Genomic DNA, 18,968 nt, shown 5'->3' with positions numbered 1-18,968 from the left:
CTACTTAACTTTTATATTAAGCATCCTATTTAGGGTTATGATTAATTTTCTCTATTTATATATATCCAACCAGTTGAAGCGCTTCCATCTTGCTTTCTAATAGTATAGAAATAAGTAGCATCTGGTAAATCATCTCCTTTTTTGGATTGACCATGCCATTGATTTGTATAATTACCTTTAAAAGCATATACCTCTACACCGAATCTATTAAATATTGCAATTTCAATTACTCCATAACCGGTTAAATCTAAACTGTCATTTTTGTTGTCATTTCCAGGAGATATACCTCTTGTTATACTTCCGCAAGACAATTTATTTAAAGTAGTTGTTACAATACTTGAACAATCACCGTATTCCACTTGTACCATAATTTGTGTTGGTACCGTTACATTTGGATTCATAGCAGCGTAATCGCTCACATTAAATATTTCTGAATTATCTCCTATTACTGCACCGTTAGCATCCATCCAAGTATAAGTAACCTCATAAGGATCAAATGAATTATTTACTGGTAACACTGTAAGAATGGTTTCGCCAGACTCACAAGATTCTGTAACTTCTGCTTCTATACTACTTAAAATAGCAATATCATAGGTGCTTACACTTCCCGAAACACAGTTAGCTGCATCTTCATTTATAGTATAAGTAATGGTATAATTTCCAAAGGCACTTCCTGAGATGTTTACTTCACCAGTTTCTGAATTAAGAGCTAAACCAGAGGATGCGCTAAAGGTTCCGCCAGTAGTAAATCCATTTTCAAGAACAGGAACCGCATTGGCACTAGAAGCACAATAAACAGCATCTGTATAATAAAAATCTGTTACAGGCGTGATACTTAAAATAATTTGAACATTAGCTGTAAAAATTCCTGACTGAATACAATTTTCAGGATCGCCATCAAAGGTATAAACTACTTCGTGAGCCCCTGCCGCTGCTTCAGATAATTCGATTTCTCCTGTGGTTGGATCTACCGTTAATGTTGTACTACTAAAAGTGCCTCCTACAGAAAAACCTTCTGCCAGAACTGGCATAAATGCCACTTCTGAATTAGTACATGTAGTATCGTAACTAAAGTTTACAACCGCTGGAATTGTAGCGCCTACATTTACTACTATTTCTGCTCTTGGTCCTACACAACCTCTTGTATCGGTATATGCCACATAGTATGTTGTGCTACCTGAAACCGAAGTATTGGGGGTTGGTGCAGTTGTAGTTCCTGTGCCACCCTCCGCTTGTGAATACCACAATAAAGTATAATCACCTTCAATAGTAACAGCCAAAGGTTCTGCTATATCATTTTGACAATATTCTATTGGAGACTCTACAGTTGGTGCGTAACCTATACCATCATATAAAATCTCAATATCTTCTTCACAATAACTAGTTTTCCAAGTAAAAGTATAAATACCTGATTTTAAGAAACCTGTGATGCTGGTAGTATTACTATTAGCATCAGTAAAGGTTACTGGGCTTGGATTATTTTCATTAGCTATCCATGTACCTACCCCATTTGCCGCAACGGTAGCCACCGGGTTAGTACAGTCAATATCATAAGGTTGAGTTATGATGTCATTATTAGACCTAAAACTCACAGCATCTAACAAGTTACCTATAGTATTTTCTCCATAAACCCTAAAAATAACCCTTGTTGTGTTTTGTCCTGCTGGCACTTCAAACTCTCCTGAAATTACATCCCATTCTTGTTCACCAACATGTGTGGTAATTAAGGAATATGGGCCACCTACAGGACCTGCATAAAGTTGTACCGTATTTCCAGAAAATCTGGCATAATGCGCAAAACTATATTCTAACAAAGTGACTTCAGATGTATCAAAATCTCTGTAAAGCCCTTTAATATCTGTATCCTCAGGACCAACAGGTACTTGTTCTGTTAATAATTGTACCACTTGCCCACCTTCATATGAAGTAAAACCTGGAGCATTTAATGATTCCCAAACAAAAGTAGATTGTACACTTTCTATATTTTGACGCCATCCTGGAAGGGTTCTTAGAGATATTATTGTTGTTACACCACTTAAACTAGGTATTACAGGCTCTTCAAAACCACCATTTACAGCTAAATTAAAATCACATAAATCTACTGGTGTTTTTACACAAACATTGAAATCGTAAATATTCGGTTCTGTTCCATTTAAGGTTAAACGTAGTTTATAATTCTCTCCTACAACCAATTCGGAAGCATACATAGCAACAAGAACATTGTCATAACTACAAGCCAACTCCTGCAGACTTCCTGAACCATTATCTTTATATAAAGTCATCGTAATTTCCGGATAAGCTGGTAGTGAATTAATTTCACCACGTAAACTACCTGAAAAATTATTAATTTCGAAAATATGAATTGGTGATTCGGCTGTTATGCTAAACCAAACATCACCACCATTTGTAGCTTCACAACTCATAGCCTCCGAAGAAGCCGTCGCATTTACAAAAGATACTTTTGTACCAGCATCTTCACAAACTTCACTACCATTAATAGGTAACACTAGTGCATTTGAAACATCGTCATTTCTAACAAAAACAAACGGACCCGCCCAAAAACTTTTATCATCTGTACCACAAACCGCTCTTACAAAATACTCATAAGTTGCTGCAAATGGATTGCTAAAATCTGTCGACGTTGGTGTGTATGATGCTGTAGAAACCAAGGTTCCTGTTTGAGGAATCGTACCGTTACCTACAGGTTGTATCGCTACTTCCCATTGTGTTTCATTTGCACCTGGTGTCCATGATAATACCGAAGTTGTACTTACCGCTAAATCTGTTGGTGTTGGGCATGTAATAACACCACATGAAGAATAGCCCGTATACACTTTTGTTCTTGGCATCATAGCCTCTGTACTTGCATATACAAGAGTTCCTTGATCATCTCTAATTTCGAATGAATAATTAGCATATTGCGGGGCGTAGGTTCCTATGGTATTAAAAAACAATGAAAACTCAACACCTGAACATAATAATACATCAAAAGATTCTCCTTCAGTTCTACCATTGAAATCTAATGATTGTGTTACTTGATTATTTTGAGTAATATCTAATGTTGAAGAAACATCCGAATTACTAAATAATGTAAACGTATAAAGACATAGGTTTTCAAAACTACATTTTGTAGTCACTTGTTTTGGGCCCACCCAGACCATTTCACCAGTTTCGCATAAAGACCTTACATAAACATCGTACATTGAAGATGCTGTAAGACCTGTTACCGTAAATGGATTTGAAGTTGCGCTATACAGGTAATTAGGGTCCGTATCGCCAACCGGAGCTGCAGTTCCTGCTGGTTGTACCGAAATCTCCCAAGGAGACTCCGTACCATTTGCATCCCAACTTACCTGCACTTGTGTATCAGTAATATTATTAAATGAAATATTCGTTATTTCTGGGCACAAAGGCACATCTTCTATATTTACATTATCAATTACCAATGTTTGCCCTCTATACGGAGCAGAACTTTGAAAGAAAGGAACGTGGAATGCGATATTAACATCACCTGTAATTCCTGCTGGGAAATTGATGATTTTAACTTTGTATTCAACATTATTGATTAGTACCGGGTCTTCTTCAGAATCATACAAAACAGTTGTGAATTGTTCTAATCCAGTTCCATTTGTAGATAATAAGACCTCTAAATCTTCCGTAAAGAAACTATCATTAACTCTGTAGTAATAGCGTAATCTTTGATTTTCCTTTATAGTAATTGTTGGAGAAATTAACCAATCATTATTATTACCATTTGATCCTGAAAATATAGCAGCAGCTTGATCTCCTTCATAAGGAAAAGCTCCACTATTTAATTCCCATGTTTTTAAATTAGTATTTCCATCTATAACCGTCCAACAACTTTCAGAAGTTGAATCACTATTAAAGCTTTCAGTAAAAGGCGTAACAAATGGTGTACACGCTGTTTTGAAAACTAACGGACCCGCCCATTCACTATCTCCATTCGCACAATTGGACATCACATAAAACTCATATTCCGTATCTGACGATAAATCTGTAGCCGTATAACTATTAGTAGTAACGGTTGTTGCAAAGCCGGAAGGTATTCCAGACCCTGCTGGTTGCACTACTACATTCCATTCTGTTTCTTGATATCCTGCCGACCATGATAGTATAGCGCCATCTGTTAATACGGTATCTAAATTTAAACTTGAAGGATTTGGACACGGAGGCGCATCTGTAATACTTACATCGTCAATATTTAATTTTGAAGCCGCTCCTGTAAATTCAGGAGGTACTCTAAAGGCGATATAAACAGGCCCGTTAGCTTCAATGATAATCGACTTTTCTTTATATCCTGAATGTGTAAATACCTCTAAAGGAGAAATAACTGAAAAACTTCCAGGACTGTTATTGGTTGTAGACATTAATACTTCTAAACCAAAACGAGGTGCACTTAAGGTGCCAAAAGAAAATACTACCTCAGCGCGATATTTAAATTTCAATTCCTTAACCCCATTTACGTTTATGGCGGGAGAAATTAAGTAATCGTTATAAGGTGATCCTGCAGGTATCTCAGCCATGTTTTCAGAAATGGTCCAATCACCATTACTTGTTTGCCAACAAAATTTTTGAGTATCTGCATCATCATCGTTAAAACTTTCAAAGAATGGGGTATTATACGAGGTACAAAGCGTCGTGAAGGCTACTGGCCCCACCCAATTACTTTGGTCATCACTATCACAATAAGCTCTTACGTAAAACTCGTACCTAACTCCTGAATTCAAGTTGTTGGCAATAAAAGGTGAATTGCTGGTTACTAATGTTCCATCACCTGTTGGGATTCCAGAACCTTCATTCTGAATAGCAACTTGCCATTGTGTTTCACTTTCTCCTTTGGTCCAAAATAACCATGCAGAATTTGTTGTTATGCTAGAAGAAAGTACAAATGGATTTTTAGGATCCGGACATGTTGGTTTATCTTCAATAACCACATCATCAATTGAAAGGCGTAAAGCTGATTCCGAATTATTCGGTTGCACGATCCAAGCAATATTTACATTTCCTGTTATTCCGGCAGGAAGATCAATCATTACTTCTTGGAAGGTCGTATTAGTTATAAGTCTTTCAGGCACTACAATGGTTGTGAAATTATCTACACCAACACCAGTAGTTGATAATTTTACAGTATAGGAAGAACTCCCTTGGGTAGCTCTATGCTTATACTTTAATCGTTTTTGAACGCCATTAAAATTTATTTGAGGCGAAACATACATATCGTGATTTTGATACCTAGATAAATCTGTTCTTACTGTTGCATAACCACCAATAAATCCCCAGCTGTTTCCATCGCCATTCACATCAATCGTTGTCCAACAAGCTTCAGGATTTGTACTAGAAGCCGTTGCAAAACTTGTGGCATAAGGTGTTTCAAAAACAGTACACTGTGTTTTAAAGGTAAACGCTTCACCCCAAGTTCCTGGAACACCACCACACACGGATCTTACATATAAATCGTATGTTGTAGCTGGAGCCAGTCCTGTATTAATTACATTATTAACATTTGAATTTGTAACTGTGCCAGAACCTGTTGGTTCACCTGAATTTGTTGGAACTACCACATATTCCCATGAACTTGCAAACCCACCAATATTATCCCATGAAAAAGCTACACTATTTTCAGTTAAATTATTATAAACGATTTTACCAGGAGGTGCACATTTTGGACTTGACACTTCTAATTCAAAACAAATTCCTGCTCCCGATGATAGCTCTGAGGAAACTACAATGATATACGTTTTTCCTGCTTCAACCAATAAATTAGAAATAGTTTTTGGATCAAATCCATTCAAGGTATTTACACCTGCTAAACAGTTTACACCTACAGCATTACAGCCTTCATAAACAAAAAGTGAACTTCTTGAATTATAACAATTATTAGTAGCATTACCACCACTAAAAGTGGTTTGTGTAAGAGTTAATAAACCATCTTCAGTTGGAGTGTAAGATAAAAAGACTTTATCACCTCTTAAATAATTTGTAGTTGAAGTTCCTGAAATACAGTTAGTCCCTTGTGAAGTATAAGTAACCTCGGGGTTTATATAATTAGCCAAATTATCGGACAGCACGAAGGACTCTGAAGAAAGATCTGAAATCACAATTGGAGATTCACATGTCAGCCCTAACTTCAGGGTTTTAAAGTTAAAAGGACCAGTCCATTCACTATATGTTTCATTATCACAAATCGATCTAATATAAACATCAAATTCAGTATCTTCATCTAAATTTGTTAAAGTATAACTTGTTCCAGTTACAGGTATACCACCGCCTGCAGGGGTGCCTCCTTCAGGTAAAACTTGAAGCTCAAAATTAGTAGCGGTAGGATGCGACCAGCTTATATCAGCTCCATCAATTGTAATTCCATCTATAGTTACATCATCACTATCAACCTCTGTACACCCTTCAAGCACCGAAAAGTTATCTACAAACCACTCATCTCCGGTTGGAGTAACGCCTTGTTGAGTATTTACCGCAACAAAAGCAATGTAAATTTGTAAACCAGCAGGAATGGATGATGGTAATTTTATAATTTTTTTCTCATATGCGGTTTGAGATCCTACATTCAAATTTGCCTCTGTATAGGATTGTAATACGATGCTAAAACCATTAATGTCTGGTTGAGACGCTGTTGAAATTCTTACCTGATATATTGCTCCATTATCAGTTTGAGACGTTTGCTTTGTGTAGAAATGGATTTCCCCATTAGAAGGCGTTAAAATTTGAGGAGATACCAAAAAATATTGAGCCGTATTTTGGTCTCCAATATTATCTGCACTAGGGTTTATTGAAACACCATTGGTATTTTGATAACCAGCTCTTGTTAAACCCCAATTTGAAGTTCCTACGCCATTTCCAAAAATGGTCCAAGATGAAGGTACACCACTATCAAAATTTTCAGAAACTTGTGCAAAACCTTTTCCTGTTAACAGCAAAGACAACATTAGAGTGATAACAAAAATAAAACTTCCGCTCTGGAAATTTCTTTTATGAGTTTTAGATTTAAACTCACAGTCTTCTTTAAAAAAAAAGAAATTGTTCTTTGCTACAGCATTATGTAACTTATTTCTCATACTCTGAAATTTTCAATTAGTGATTTTAGAATGATAAAATTATAAATATATATACTACATATATAATGAATGTCTTTTCTATTTACCGAAATTTGAAAGCTAAAATGGATAATAAAAACTAGCTTACAAACATTAAATTCCTGTTAAGTTAACGTAAGCTTATATGCGCTTAGAACATTCTTTTTTAAGACATTCTGCACTATTTTTGGAGCTTAAGTGTTGTGAATTTTTAATTTAATCAGCAGTATTATATTAAAAATTATTTTGAATACAAAAAGAACTAGTCTGAAGCTATGCAATGCCATCAAATAAAAAGAAAAGACATTTTTAAAAGGTAGAAATACCGGTGAATAATTTGAAAAATCTGTATTTTTAAAACATGTATTCAAAACTTATTTTTAGTTAATTTCAAACAAATCTTAAAATGAAAAAGTCTGGAAAACAAAAATGTTAACCAGACTTTTTACTGCTATTAATAATTCAATTGCTAACTTAATCTTTACCTCTTCATTACTTTGAATGATTTTTGAACACCTTCAATAGTTACTTTTACAAAGTACACACCATTATTTAATTGGTTCATATCAAGTGTTGCATCCAAATCATTAGGGACAACTTTTTGAACTTCTTGCCCAACAATATTAAACACACTTATATTAGAAATTGTTTTTTTAGCTTTAACTGTTAAGGTATTAACAACTGGATTTGGATAATATTTAAAAGATTCAAAACTCTCAGATTCTATACTTAAAGAAGAATCAGGATATACAAACAATTCGAATTCTGCTGAACTTGTAGCTGAGACATGAACACTTATTAAATAAGTTGTATCTGCAACCAATTCTCCGGTTTTCTCTGTAGAATTATAACAGCTTGTTAAACCTGTAATAGTGTTTAGGTTTGAACAGTTGCCAGTATAAACAGCATAATAAGAACTTCCACTAACTCTTTTAAAATTAAAATAGTAAATACCTGTGTATGTTGGTGTGAAGCTATACCAAATTGTTTTATAAGATGTATTACAAGCTTCTGGAGAAGGGTATGAATTTTCTAAATTACCTGAGATTTTATTATTCCCAAGAGAATTTGATTCTGAAATAACCACTGGAGAAGAACAATCGTTATTTGTTACGGCATCCGGTAATTGCGTTACACATAAATTAAAATCGATACCATCACCAACTTGACTTGTTTGCACCATAACATAGTAACTTAAATTACTATCTAAAGTTATTATCTGATTAGATGTAGAACATCCTGATGTTTTTGCAACTAAAGCCCCACATGTTCCTTCATAAACCGCATAAGAGCTTGTTGGAGTTGTACTGATTCTATCCAATGAAAATTCATAAATTCCAGAAACAGTTGGATTAAACACGTACCAAACATCACCATAACCCTCAGTACTACAAGTATTATCGCTAGATAATGTAGCACCTACAGTTGTACCCGATACTTTATTAGCACAGGTTTCATCTGGCGACACAAAGAATTCAATAGCATTCGCACATTCGTCATTAACAGGAGCCTCTGGAGCCTCTCTCAAACAAATTTTATAATCTTGTGCATACTCGCCATCAAGTCTGGTATTGTTTCTAATATAGTAAGTATTACCTATGGTTAAATTTGTGAAGGTTACATAATTAGTAACATAACAACCTAAACTTGTTAAAGTTCCACAAGTGCCTTCAAGCAACTCGGTAGCTTGAATGGTACCGCCTACGCCTATTGCAGCAGTTATGTCTTGATATTCTAGAATGGTAACTTCACTAGTTGCAACAAAACTAAACCAAACATCATTTGTATTATTACTAGCCGAAGCACATGTATTGGCATTTGTAGTTGATTCTGTAGCACCAGCATTAGAAGCGCTGGTGAAGATAGCACAACTATCGTCTGTATTCACAGTTAAACTGATAGCATCTACACACTCATCGTTTGAAGGTGGGCAAAAGTAATAAGTTGATTCTTCATATGAACATGTTGTATCTTGATTGTTTGTTAATGTAAAATCAACTTCCGAACCGCTTGGGTAAGGACCAAAAGTAACAACACCTGTTGCAGATATGGTGTTATTTGAGTTACCAAAATTATCTACTAAAGTAAGGCTGGTTGCACTTCCTAGATAATTTACATCTACATCTACATTAAACTGACCATTAGCACAGTCTGCTACCGGAGTTAATAACATCGTTGGACTAACACAACTATTTTGCGTAACAACCATAGTATAACTATAAGTTCTTGTATTTGCCGAGCTACTTAATACAACATAATAGGTTTTATTGGCGCTCAAAACAACATCTGTTAGATTTCTGCTAGTACCAGAAAATGACGCAACATAAGCTAAACATTCTGAAGCTGTGTCAATACAACCTTCAACCACATGAATACTCGCTCCATTTCCTTCAATACCATTCAATTCTATATTTATAGAAACATCGGTAGTAGGCGTTATTTTATAAAAAACATCTTTACCAGATAAATAGGTATTGTTACACGGACTAGCATCATAATTATCCTCATAATTATTAGTATCATCCATTGCTACAAAAGGAAAAGAACTAATAACAATTGGGCTACTACAACTTGAACCAGCTAAAGGTTCAACACGTGTTGTAAAACTTTGTTCTGTACAACCACTTGTAGCCGCTCCTTCTCCATTAAAAGGTACAATATTAACGAAGTATTCCGTTTCGTAATCTAGACCTGTTAAGTTGTAGCTAGTTGTGTTTGTAGTTTGTGCGTTTACTATATCTGTTCCTCCAGAAACTGTACCCACAGAAACGGTATATCCTGTAGCTAACCCCGTAGCAGCCTGCCAAGTTAAAGTAACATCCTTTTCAGCTGTATTAGAACCAGCTGCTGGTGATAATAAAGCAACATCACAATTAGGTACTGTAGTTGCTACTTGAGTGATAGACAGATTATCAACCACAAAAATTACAGCAAAATCATTTTTATTAACAGCATTTACAACAATACGCGCCTGAAAATCACTTCCACTAGGTAAAGCCCCTATCGAGAAAGGTGCCACAGAAACACATGAATTTATCCCAGAATACGTAAAATTGGAATCACTAATTGTTGTAGCTGTTAGCCAGTTTGTACCATCGGTAGTATATTCCAAAACCACTGTTCCCCAATTTACCGCTGGCGCATTATACTGTGCTGGTGGAAATTGGCTAAATTGTTCGAAAACATTTACAGAAAAGCTCATAGTCACATCAGTCCCGTTAGAAATTGCTGTGTAATAAGGTGTGATTAATGATGCCGAAGTACCTGTTTGTGTAAGCCCCACATATGCACTTTTTCCTGAGCCTCCGCAAACAAATCCTGTAGAAGCCCCAAAACTACCAGTTTTAGACCAGCCACTGGGAACGGCGCCGTTGGCGATGTCGTCAAAGTTTTCAACAATCTCTACTTGAGAGAATGCTGTAATGCCTAAAAGCATTAAAAAATAAAATGTAATTTTCTTCATTCTTCTTGTTGTTAATTAGTTATTTCAGTTAATTTTTCTCTAACATAATTCATATAACCAGTTAAAAAAATAGGCTTATAACGAACATAATTTACATCATGAATTACATAACAGGCTATTTTCCAAATTAGCTATTGAAAGTTTAAAACTATTATAATAAATACTATATTAAAAGAAGATAGCTTTTGTATTTACCGAAATTTGAAAGCCTGAATGAAGGTTAAATTAAAGATAATTAATCGTTAATTTACTGGTTAAAATAATGTTTTACAAAAACTTAGAGTTTGGATTTATGTAACACATCAATTTTGCTTTGAAGTTTTTTAAAAGTTTTTTTACTCTGTATCAAATTAAAAACGATGCCAAAAATAATTACAACTGCTATAAGAATAATAATATTCCAATGATACTTAAACCGATTTTTAAGCTGATATAATTTTTCATTTTGGAGTTTAATATTTTCATCAATGGAAGCACTAATAGAGTTTCTTTCCGAAATTTCAATATCGAATTGTGTTTTAAGATAAAGATCATAATAATGTTGGTAATTATCCAAATCATTAATAGCGAGATAATTTTCAAATAAGCCTTCATAAATACCTCTATACAAAATAAGATCTCCCACTTTACTCGATTGCTGCATGGCTTCCTGCAAAAGTGCAATGGCTTCATCATACCGTTCTTCTAAAGTAAACACTTCAGCTAAACCTTTTTTAGCAAAAGATTCTAAACTATTTGCGCCATCTTGTTTTGCTAATGCAATGGATTTCCTGAAACTTGCTTTGGCCTTTTCATGCTCTGAAAAAAGGATATAACAATTTCCTTTGTTATAATAAGCTATACTTAAATTTGTAGCATAATTGTGTTCCCCTAACCTTTCATATTCCTGAATCCCCTTCGCAAAAAAGCTTAAAGCGATATCACAATTCAAATTATCTTTATAAATAAATCCTTTAACCAGATAATTTCTTCCCAGCAAAGCACCAACAGAATCTCTATATGGGTAAGCCATGGCCAACTGCTCTGCTCTATCCAAAAAATCTAAAGATTTATCGAATATTTTAAGCTGTTGGTACAAAATGCCAGATCTTGATAGTATTTCTATCTTTAAAACAGGGTCGTTTAATTGAGACAATAAATTGTATGCTTCATTAACATATTCCAAAGCTTTTTGATAATCCCTTTTGGAAGTATATGCTAAAGACACCAACATCAATCCTTTTATTCTTAATTTTAATGCTAAATTATTGTCTTCATATATAGAAAGCCCTAATTTAATAGACTTATCAGGGTTTTCATAAACATCTTTTGTACTTGCTTCTAATAAACTATCTATCTTTTTAACCTGTTCTACAGGTGTTGCAAACAGAACAAAAGACACATGAAAAACCATGAAATAACATAAAAGTTGATATGTATATCGTGGCTTAACCATTATTCTTCTTAGTTTTATTAAGTTCTTCTTCCTTATCTTCTTCCAAAAGACTAATGAATGTTGCCGGAGACATCCCTACAATAGTTTTAAAAACAGTAGCAAAACTACTATGTGATGAAAAGCCACTTTCTTCTGCTAAAAAACTAATTTTATAATTCATGTAATTTGAATCATTTTTAAGTTTTTCAATAATGTAGTTTATTCTTAGTTTATTAATAAACGTATTAAAATTATCGTTGTAATGCTTGTTAATAATTTCAGAAAGATATTTTGTATTGGTCTCAAACTGCCCCGATAAAACGGCTAACGACATATCTTTGTTTAAAAACTTTTGAGAATTTTCAAAACGTTTTAGCTTACTTAATATTAGATTTTCAGTTTCCTCCGGTATTGTTATTTTTTTAGCCACAACCTTTTTTGAAGGATTCTTTTTAATGTAATTATTTCTACTAATTTCCAAATAACGTATTATTTCATTTAATCTTTTCTTTCTCCAATGGTTTCTTATTACAATTACAGAGCCTATCAATAAAATAAATAGAAGGCACGCCAAAGCTACTTTGATAATACTATCGTAGCGCTTTTCTTCAGAATCTAAATAAACTTCAGCTTCGTTACTAAGAATATTATAGAGATTATTTATGGACTCCTGCTCCATGAGTTCAACCTTATTATTTAGAATCAAGAATTCATCATTATAAACTTGATACTTACTTTTTTGATTTGAAGCCAAATAACCTATAGCCAAATTTCTATTAATCTCTTCCAATAGAAAGATGTTATTAAGAATACTAGCAAATCTTAAAGCAACAAAAAGCATCTCTTCACTTTTAGCAAATTCTTTATTCTGAAGATATAAATGCCCCAATTCATTGTAAAATATCGCCCTTTCTAGAAGATTACTACTATTCTGTAACTCTGAAAGATCCAAAAGTTTATCAATATATGTAAAAGCCGAATCGTGTTGAGACAAGTTTCTAAACGTTCTTTCTTTAGCAATATACAGTCGCTCGGTCTCTTCCGGATAATTCATTAAAAAATTTTTAAAGTCTTTTCCTGCTGAATTAATTAAAGCTAAGGCCTTATCATTTTGCCGCTTATTTAAATTTAAGTAAATATGTTCCAGCTGTACATTAAATTGAAGCGAATCCTGTACTGACTTTGAATTTAATTTTGGAATACTTTTTTCTGCCAAGTGTAAATACTTATTCGACTGGCTATAAAGATGAAGGTTTCTTAAAAGCTCAGATTTTAGTAGATTAATCTCAATCTGAGTTTTCAAATCTTTATCATTTACCTGATTTCCCGCCTCAAATATTTTGGTTATGGCTGTATTATAATCCCCTTTAACCTGATAACTTCTGGATAAAATTAAATTGATATAGGCTTCTTCTTTAGTATTAAAGCCCGACTTTAAAATATGTTCTCCAATTTTAATAGCTTCATCGGGATTGGAATATACCAATTCATGCGCTTTTCTTAATAAATCATTTTCTTGAGAAAAAGAAACGGACCCCAGAAACATACTTACTAACAGCAAGATGCGAGCTGTACAAATATATAATTCTGTGGGGCAGGAGAATTTCATTCCATAAAACGACTTAATTATTGATAAAACCTTAAAATAAGTGATTTCAAATATAGTATTTATTGCAAGAAACCTATAGAATAAATTAATAAAAATAGGCGAAGTAAAGCTAGACTTACAACAAAATGTTGATTAATAAAACGAGACAAATTAAACTGAAGAATTTTCAAAATTCACCCCTGTTTTTTAAACATAAACCAAGACAACCTCATCGTGTTTGAAACAAATACCTCTACAATAATTCTTAATTAACCATTGAAACCTTTTTAAACATATTGTTTCCAACTAGAGTCGCTTTTTTAACAACAAAAAGCGGCTATGTAACTGCAAAATAATTAAAGCCAAAAACCTAAAATTAGCAATACGTTTATTCATACCACTTATCGTGTTGTTTTAAAATTCCTTTCCGTAAATCTCTCAATTCATTACATTCGTAAAATATACTATCTTTTATGTTAGTAAGGTTATTAAAGTCGTTATGGAAGAAATCGCAATCACCCAATTATTAATTTTATTTTCACAATGCGTATTAATTGGATCGTTATTATTATTTCTGTTTAAGTTAAGATCCATTTTTGGTTTGGGCTTAATTTTTACAGCCCTTGGGGTTTTTCAATTCATGCAAACCTTTCTTGTTGCTGCTTTTTACATTGAAATTATTCCTGGAATTTTGGTTTCACCAGGGTCTATGGTTCTGTTTACTGGTAGTTTATTTGCTATACTTCTAATCTATATCCGAGAAGATGCGTTGGAAGCACGGAAAGTAATTTACGCCATATTTGCCGCAAATTTAGTTTTAGCTGCAGTGCAAGTTATTTTTGGCTGGTCCGTAATGGGTCAAAATTTTGTAAACGTTTACAATTTGCCAGATAGCTTCTTTACAATCAATTCTAGAATGATAATTGCCGGTACTTTAGCTTTATTTATAGATGCCTTTGCTATCATTTTTATATATGAATTCATTTCTAGGTATATTTCAAGGCTTTTTTTACGAATACTTTTCACCATGACCATCGTGGTATGTTTAGATTCTATACTTTTTTCTATAGGAGGGTTTGCTGGAACAGCGTTATTTTCAAACGTCTTAATTTCAGGCTTATTAGCAAAAGTATCGTCTACTCTAATTTATTCCTTTATTTTTTGGGCTTACTTGTCGTTTATTGAGAAAGAAACATCCAAATTTAAAATTGACAGCAAACCTTTTAAAGATATTTTTCACACCCTTACCTATCGACAAAAATATGAACAAGCATCACTTGAAAGAAAAAGTAAAGTTGCTGAATTACATAAAAAAGAAATTCAGTTCCAAATACTCTTCGAATCCATGTCACAAGGAGTTACCTACCAAAATGCTTTAGGTGAAATTATAGATGCAAACCCAGCGGCTGAACGAATCTTAGGGTTAACGTTGCAACAAATGCAAGGCAAAACATCAATGGATCCTAATTGGCGAAGCATCCATGAAGACGGTACCGATTTCCCTGGTAAAACGCACGCCAGCATGGTAGCATTAAGAACAGGCAAAGTAGTTAACAACGTTATTATGGGCGTTTATAACCCGAAAAACGACGATTACCGATGGATAAAAATACACGCCACTCCTTTGTTTAAAAATTCAGAAAAAAAACCTTACCAAGTTTTTACAACTTTTGAAGATATCACTCAAGAAAAACACACTCAACAAAATTTAAAAGAGTTATATACTAAATACCAAAACATTATTCATACCGCCAATATTGGTATAGTAGAATTAGATAAGAACACCAATTACACATTCGTTAATCCAGCCTGGGAAGCCATGTTTGGATATGAAAGCCATGAAATATTAGGCATCAATAAAACACAAATATTGCAAAAAGATCAACCAACTAATTTATTACTCCAAAAATTAATAAACGGTGAAATCTCTAACTACCAAATAGAAAGAAAATATCAAGCTAAGGACGGAAAAACTGTGTGGTGTGATTTATATGTAGCGGCCAATAATGATTTACAAGGTAATTTGAAATCTATTGTTGGGGTTATGATTGATATAACTAAGAAAAAACAATGGGAAATCGAGATTAAAGAAAAAGAACAAATACTGCGCGAAGCACTTTTAGAAGCAGAACGAAGTGAAAACCTCCTTAACGAAACAGGAAGTTTAGCGAATGTAGGTGCTTGGGAATTACATTTAGATACCATGGCCACTTATTTTTCTAAACAAACTTATAATATACACGGCCTTCCTGTTGGTGAATTACCAAAAGTAGAAGAAGGCATTTCATTCTACGCCCCCGAGGCACAACCCGTAATTAAAAAAGCTTTGAATGAAGCTATTAACAATCACATACCTTACGACCTTGAATTACCTTTTATCAATGCTAAAGGAAAAGAACTTTGGGTTCGCACCCTTGGTCAAATTGAAGTTAAAAACGGTAAAGCGACTCGGCTATATGGCGCCATTCAAGATATAACTGTGCTAAAAGAATCCATCCTTAAATTACAAAAAAGCGAAGAAAAATACAGAGATTTAGTAGAGTATTCACACGACCTAATTTGGGCAATTGATGCCACCGGCACGTTTACATTTTTTAACAAAGCATCTAAACCAATTTATGGCTATGAACCAGAAGAAATAATAGGAAAATCTATTTTCAGCTTTATTCCTAAATCGGAAATTGAAAAGGAGAAAGCAAATTTTGAAGTATTATTTAAAACTAACATTGAACTTTTAAATTACGAAAGCCAGTTTACTCATAAAGATGGAAAAACGATTCATATATTATCAAATGTTAGGATTTTACATTCCGATTCTGGCACTTTTATTGGCGCAACAGGTATATCCAAAAACATCACAGACCGAAAGCTTAAAGAGGAAGAGTTAAAAACCTCTGAAGAACGATTTAGAAACATTGTTGAAGGTGCCCCAGACCCTATTTTTATCCAAACAAACAACTGCTTTGCATACTTAAATAAGTTGGCTATTAAACTTTTTGGCGTTAAAGATGAAAAAGAATTACTAGGTAAACCGGTACTTGATTATTTTCATACCGATTTCCATTCCAAAGCAATGGAAAGGATGAAAAGTTTAAATGTAGACAAAAAAGAAGTGCATGAACCTTTTGAACAAATATTACTAAAAATTGATGGCAATAAAGTTTGGGTAGAAACAAAAGGGCAACCCATTTTTTACAACGGAATAAATGGCGGTTTGGTTTTTGTACGAGATATAACTCAACGAAAAAAGGCCGAGAAGGAGCTAAACGAATCAAAGGCGCTTCTGCAAGGTATTAACGACAATTTACCAGGCGTTATTACCCAATATAAACTTTACCCTAACGGACAAGACGAAATATTATATGTAAGTGAAGGGTCCAAAGAAATATGGGAAATAGAACCACAAGACGCTGTAAAAAACGGAAAATTAATTTGGAATCAAATAGATGAGGATTATGTAGATGTGGTTCAAAAATCTATTGAAGCTTCTTTTAAAAACCTAAGTCCGTGGCATGTGGTGTACAAAAACAACCTACCTAATGGTACTGTAAAATGGATTGAAGGTATCGGTATTCCAAAAAAACAAGAAGACAACAGTATCATTTGGGATTCGATAATGTTAGATATCACAGAAAAGAAAAATGCAGAATTTGAATTGCATAAATCGGAATCTAAATACAAACTTTTAGCCGAAAATATCACAGATGTTGTGTCTTTGCATAATACGGATGCTACATACGAATATGTAAGTCCTTCTATAAAACAGATTCGCGGATTTGAGCCTGATGAATTAATAGGAAAAAACCCATACGACTATATCCATCCAGATGACATACAAGAAACCACAAGTCAGGTACATATAGATAGATTATTAAAAGGATTGCCTACAAAAATGATTTACAGAGCACTTCATAAAAATGGTGAGTATAAATGGTTTGAATCAAACAGACAACCTATTATGAATGAAAAAAATGAAATTATAAAAATAGTTTCATCATCGCGCGATATTACGGAACGTATTGAAAAAGATATTGAAATTAACAATTATCAAAAATCGCTACAAAACCTAACCACCGAAATGATGTTAGCCGAGGAAAAGCAACGTAAAGCAATTGCTGCAAATATTCATGACCATTTAAGTCAGTCGTTGGTAATTTCTAAAATGAAATTGAATGATTTAAGTAAGGAAACAAAAACGGACACTAAACGAAAAGAAATAGAAACGATAATAAAACATATTTCAGAAGCACTTGAAAACACCCGAAAAATAACCTACGATTTAAGTCCGCCAGTTTTATATGAACTCGGATTAATAGAGGCTATATATTGGCTTTCAGAAAAAATAGAGGATGAAAACAATATAAAAGTTCAGTTTATAACGGAATTTGATGAAATTAACTTAGACGAGCCCAAGTTAATACTTATCTACAGAGCCATTCAAGAACTACTCACCAACGCTATAAAACATGCTGATTCCAAGCAAATTGACATATTTTTCATAAAGCAAGATTATGGATTAAAAATAGTTGTTAAAGACAAAGGCAAAGGATTTGACAAAACAACAATAAAAGACAAAAAAAACACCCAATTTGGGTTATTTGCTGTTAAAGAAAGAATAGAAAATTTACAAGGAAATTTCAGCATAAATTCTTCACCTGGGCTTGGTACAAAAGTAGAATTGTTCGTACCTTTAAAAACCAACGAAAAATTTTAGACATGAAAATTAAAATCCTATTGGTTGACGACCACCAAATTCTCAGGGATGGCATTAGAAATGTTATAGAAAAAAATGCTAGCATGGAAGTTATTGGAGAAGCTAAAGATGGCAGAGAAGCAATTAAACTATGCAAGCAATTAAAACCAAATGTAGTAATAATGGATATTGCTATGGAAGGACTAAATGGTGTTGAATCAACTAGCCGAATTGTACAGGAAAATCCGGAAACAAAAGTAATAGCGCTTTCCATGCATTCCAATAAACGGTTTGTGTTGGGCATGTTTAAAGCGGGCGCGTATGGTTATTTGTTAAAAGATTGCGATTCCGAAGAATTAATAAAAGCCATTAAAACAGTTTCTATTAACCAAAAATATATTGCCCAAAATATCTCTGGTATCATATTAACAGAATTAATCTCCACAAATAATGAAGAAGAGGTAACTCTTACTTCTCGGGAGAAAGAAATACTTCAGTTAATTGCAGAAGGAAAAAGCTCCAAAGACATTGGAGAAATTTTATTTCTAAGTCCGAAAACGGTTGATGCCCATAGAAAAAACATTATGGATAAACTAGAATTACATTCCTTACCAGAATTAACTAAGTATGCCTTAAGAACAGGGCTTATTAGCCTAGATAAATAACTGGTTTATTTTACTTCCTCTTAAATAAAGGAATTA

General features: G+C 33.6%; 6 protein-coding genes. 2 read left to right on the top strand and 4 right to left on the bottom strand.

Going from position 1 to position 18,968, the window contains the following annotated elements; genetic code table 11:
• Window positions 1–41 precede the first annotated feature (41 nt).
• The 4 genes from ABYI63_RS03515 to ABYI63_RS03500 form a co-directional block, all read right to left on the bottom strand.
• Window positions 42–7,091 carry a choice-of-anchor J domain-containing protein gene (locus tag ABYI63_RS03515; protein WP_372753490.1) on the bottom strand — a complete coding sequence of 2,350 codons (7,050 nt, stop codon included), beginning with the start codon at window positions 7,089–7,091 and terminating at the stop codon, window positions 42–44.
• Window positions 7,092–7,590: 499 nt separating this feature from the next.
• Window positions 7,591–10,572 (bottom strand): T9SS type A sorting domain-containing protein, encoded by a 2,982-nt coding sequence (locus tag ABYI63_RS03510; RefSeq protein ID WP_372753487.1) that lies wholly within the window; start codon window positions 10,570–10,572, stop codon window positions 7,591–7,593.
• 277 nt (window positions 10,573–10,849) lie between these two features.
• On the bottom strand, window positions 10,850–12,007 hold the full coding sequence (locus ABYI63_RS03505) for a tetratricopeptide repeat protein (protein WP_372753485.1): 1,158 nt from the start codon (window positions 12,005–12,007) through the stop codon (window positions 10,850–10,852).
• Window positions 12,000–13,595, bottom strand: coding sequence for a helix-turn-helix domain-containing protein (locus ABYI63_RS03500; protein WP_372753483.1), 1,596 nt, complete (start codon window positions 13,593–13,595; stop codon window positions 12,000–12,002). Before ABYI63_RS03500 ends, ABYI63_RS03505 begins: the two co-directional genes overlap by 8 nt.
• A gap of 478 nt (window positions 13,596–14,073) precedes the next feature.
• On the opposite strand from ABYI63_RS03500, the gene ABYI63_RS03495 reads away from it, so the two are divergent.
• Both ABYI63_RS03495 and ABYI63_RS03490 read left to right on the top strand, forming a co-directional pair.
• Window positions 14,074–18,288, top strand: a complete 4,215-nt coding sequence (locus ABYI63_RS03495) for a PAS domain S-box protein (protein ID WP_372753481.1) — start codon at window positions 14,074–14,076, stop codon at window positions 18,286–18,288.
• Window positions 18,289–18,290: 2 nt separating this feature from the next.
• Window positions 18,291–18,932 carry a response regulator gene (locus ABYI63_RS03490; RefSeq protein WP_372753479.1) on the top strand — a complete coding sequence of 214 codons (642 nt, stop codon included), beginning with the start codon at window positions 18,291–18,293 and terminating at the stop codon, window positions 18,930–18,932.
• The last annotated feature ends 36 nt before the right edge of the window (window positions 18,933–18,968 follow it).

The organism is Mariniflexile sp. (genome assembly GCF_041583155.1).
Taxonomy (GTDB): Bacteria; Bacteroidota; Bacteroidia; order Flavobacteriales; family Flavobacteriaceae; genus Mariniflexile.
This window is presented reverse-complemented; position numbering and strand designations above follow the sequence as displayed.

Excerpts from the sequence above, each read along its gene's own strand:
- ABYI63_RS03510 (WP_372753487.1), bottom strand. The coding sequence starts at position 10,572 with ATGAAGAAAATTACATTTTATTTTTTAATGCTTTTAGGCATTACAGCA.
- ABYI63_RS03495 (WP_372753481.1), top strand. The coding sequence starts at position 14,074 with ATGGAAGAAATCGCAATCACCCAATTATTAATTTTATTTTCACAATGC.
- ABYI63_RS03515 (WP_372753490.1), bottom strand. The coding sequence starts at position 7,091 with ATGAGAAATAAGTTACATAATGCTGTAGCAAAGAACAATTTCTTTTTT.
- ABYI63_RS03505 (WP_372753485.1), bottom strand. The coding sequence starts at position 12,007 with ATGGTTAAGCCACGATATACATATCAACTTTTATGTTATTTCATGGTT.
- ABYI63_RS03490 (WP_372753479.1), top strand. The coding sequence starts at position 18,291 with ATGAAAATTAAAATCCTATTGGTTGACGACCACCAAATTCTCAGGGAT.
- ABYI63_RS03500 (WP_372753483.1), bottom strand. The coding sequence starts at position 13,595 with ATGAAATTCTCCTGCCCCACAGAATTATATATTTGTACAGCTCGCATC.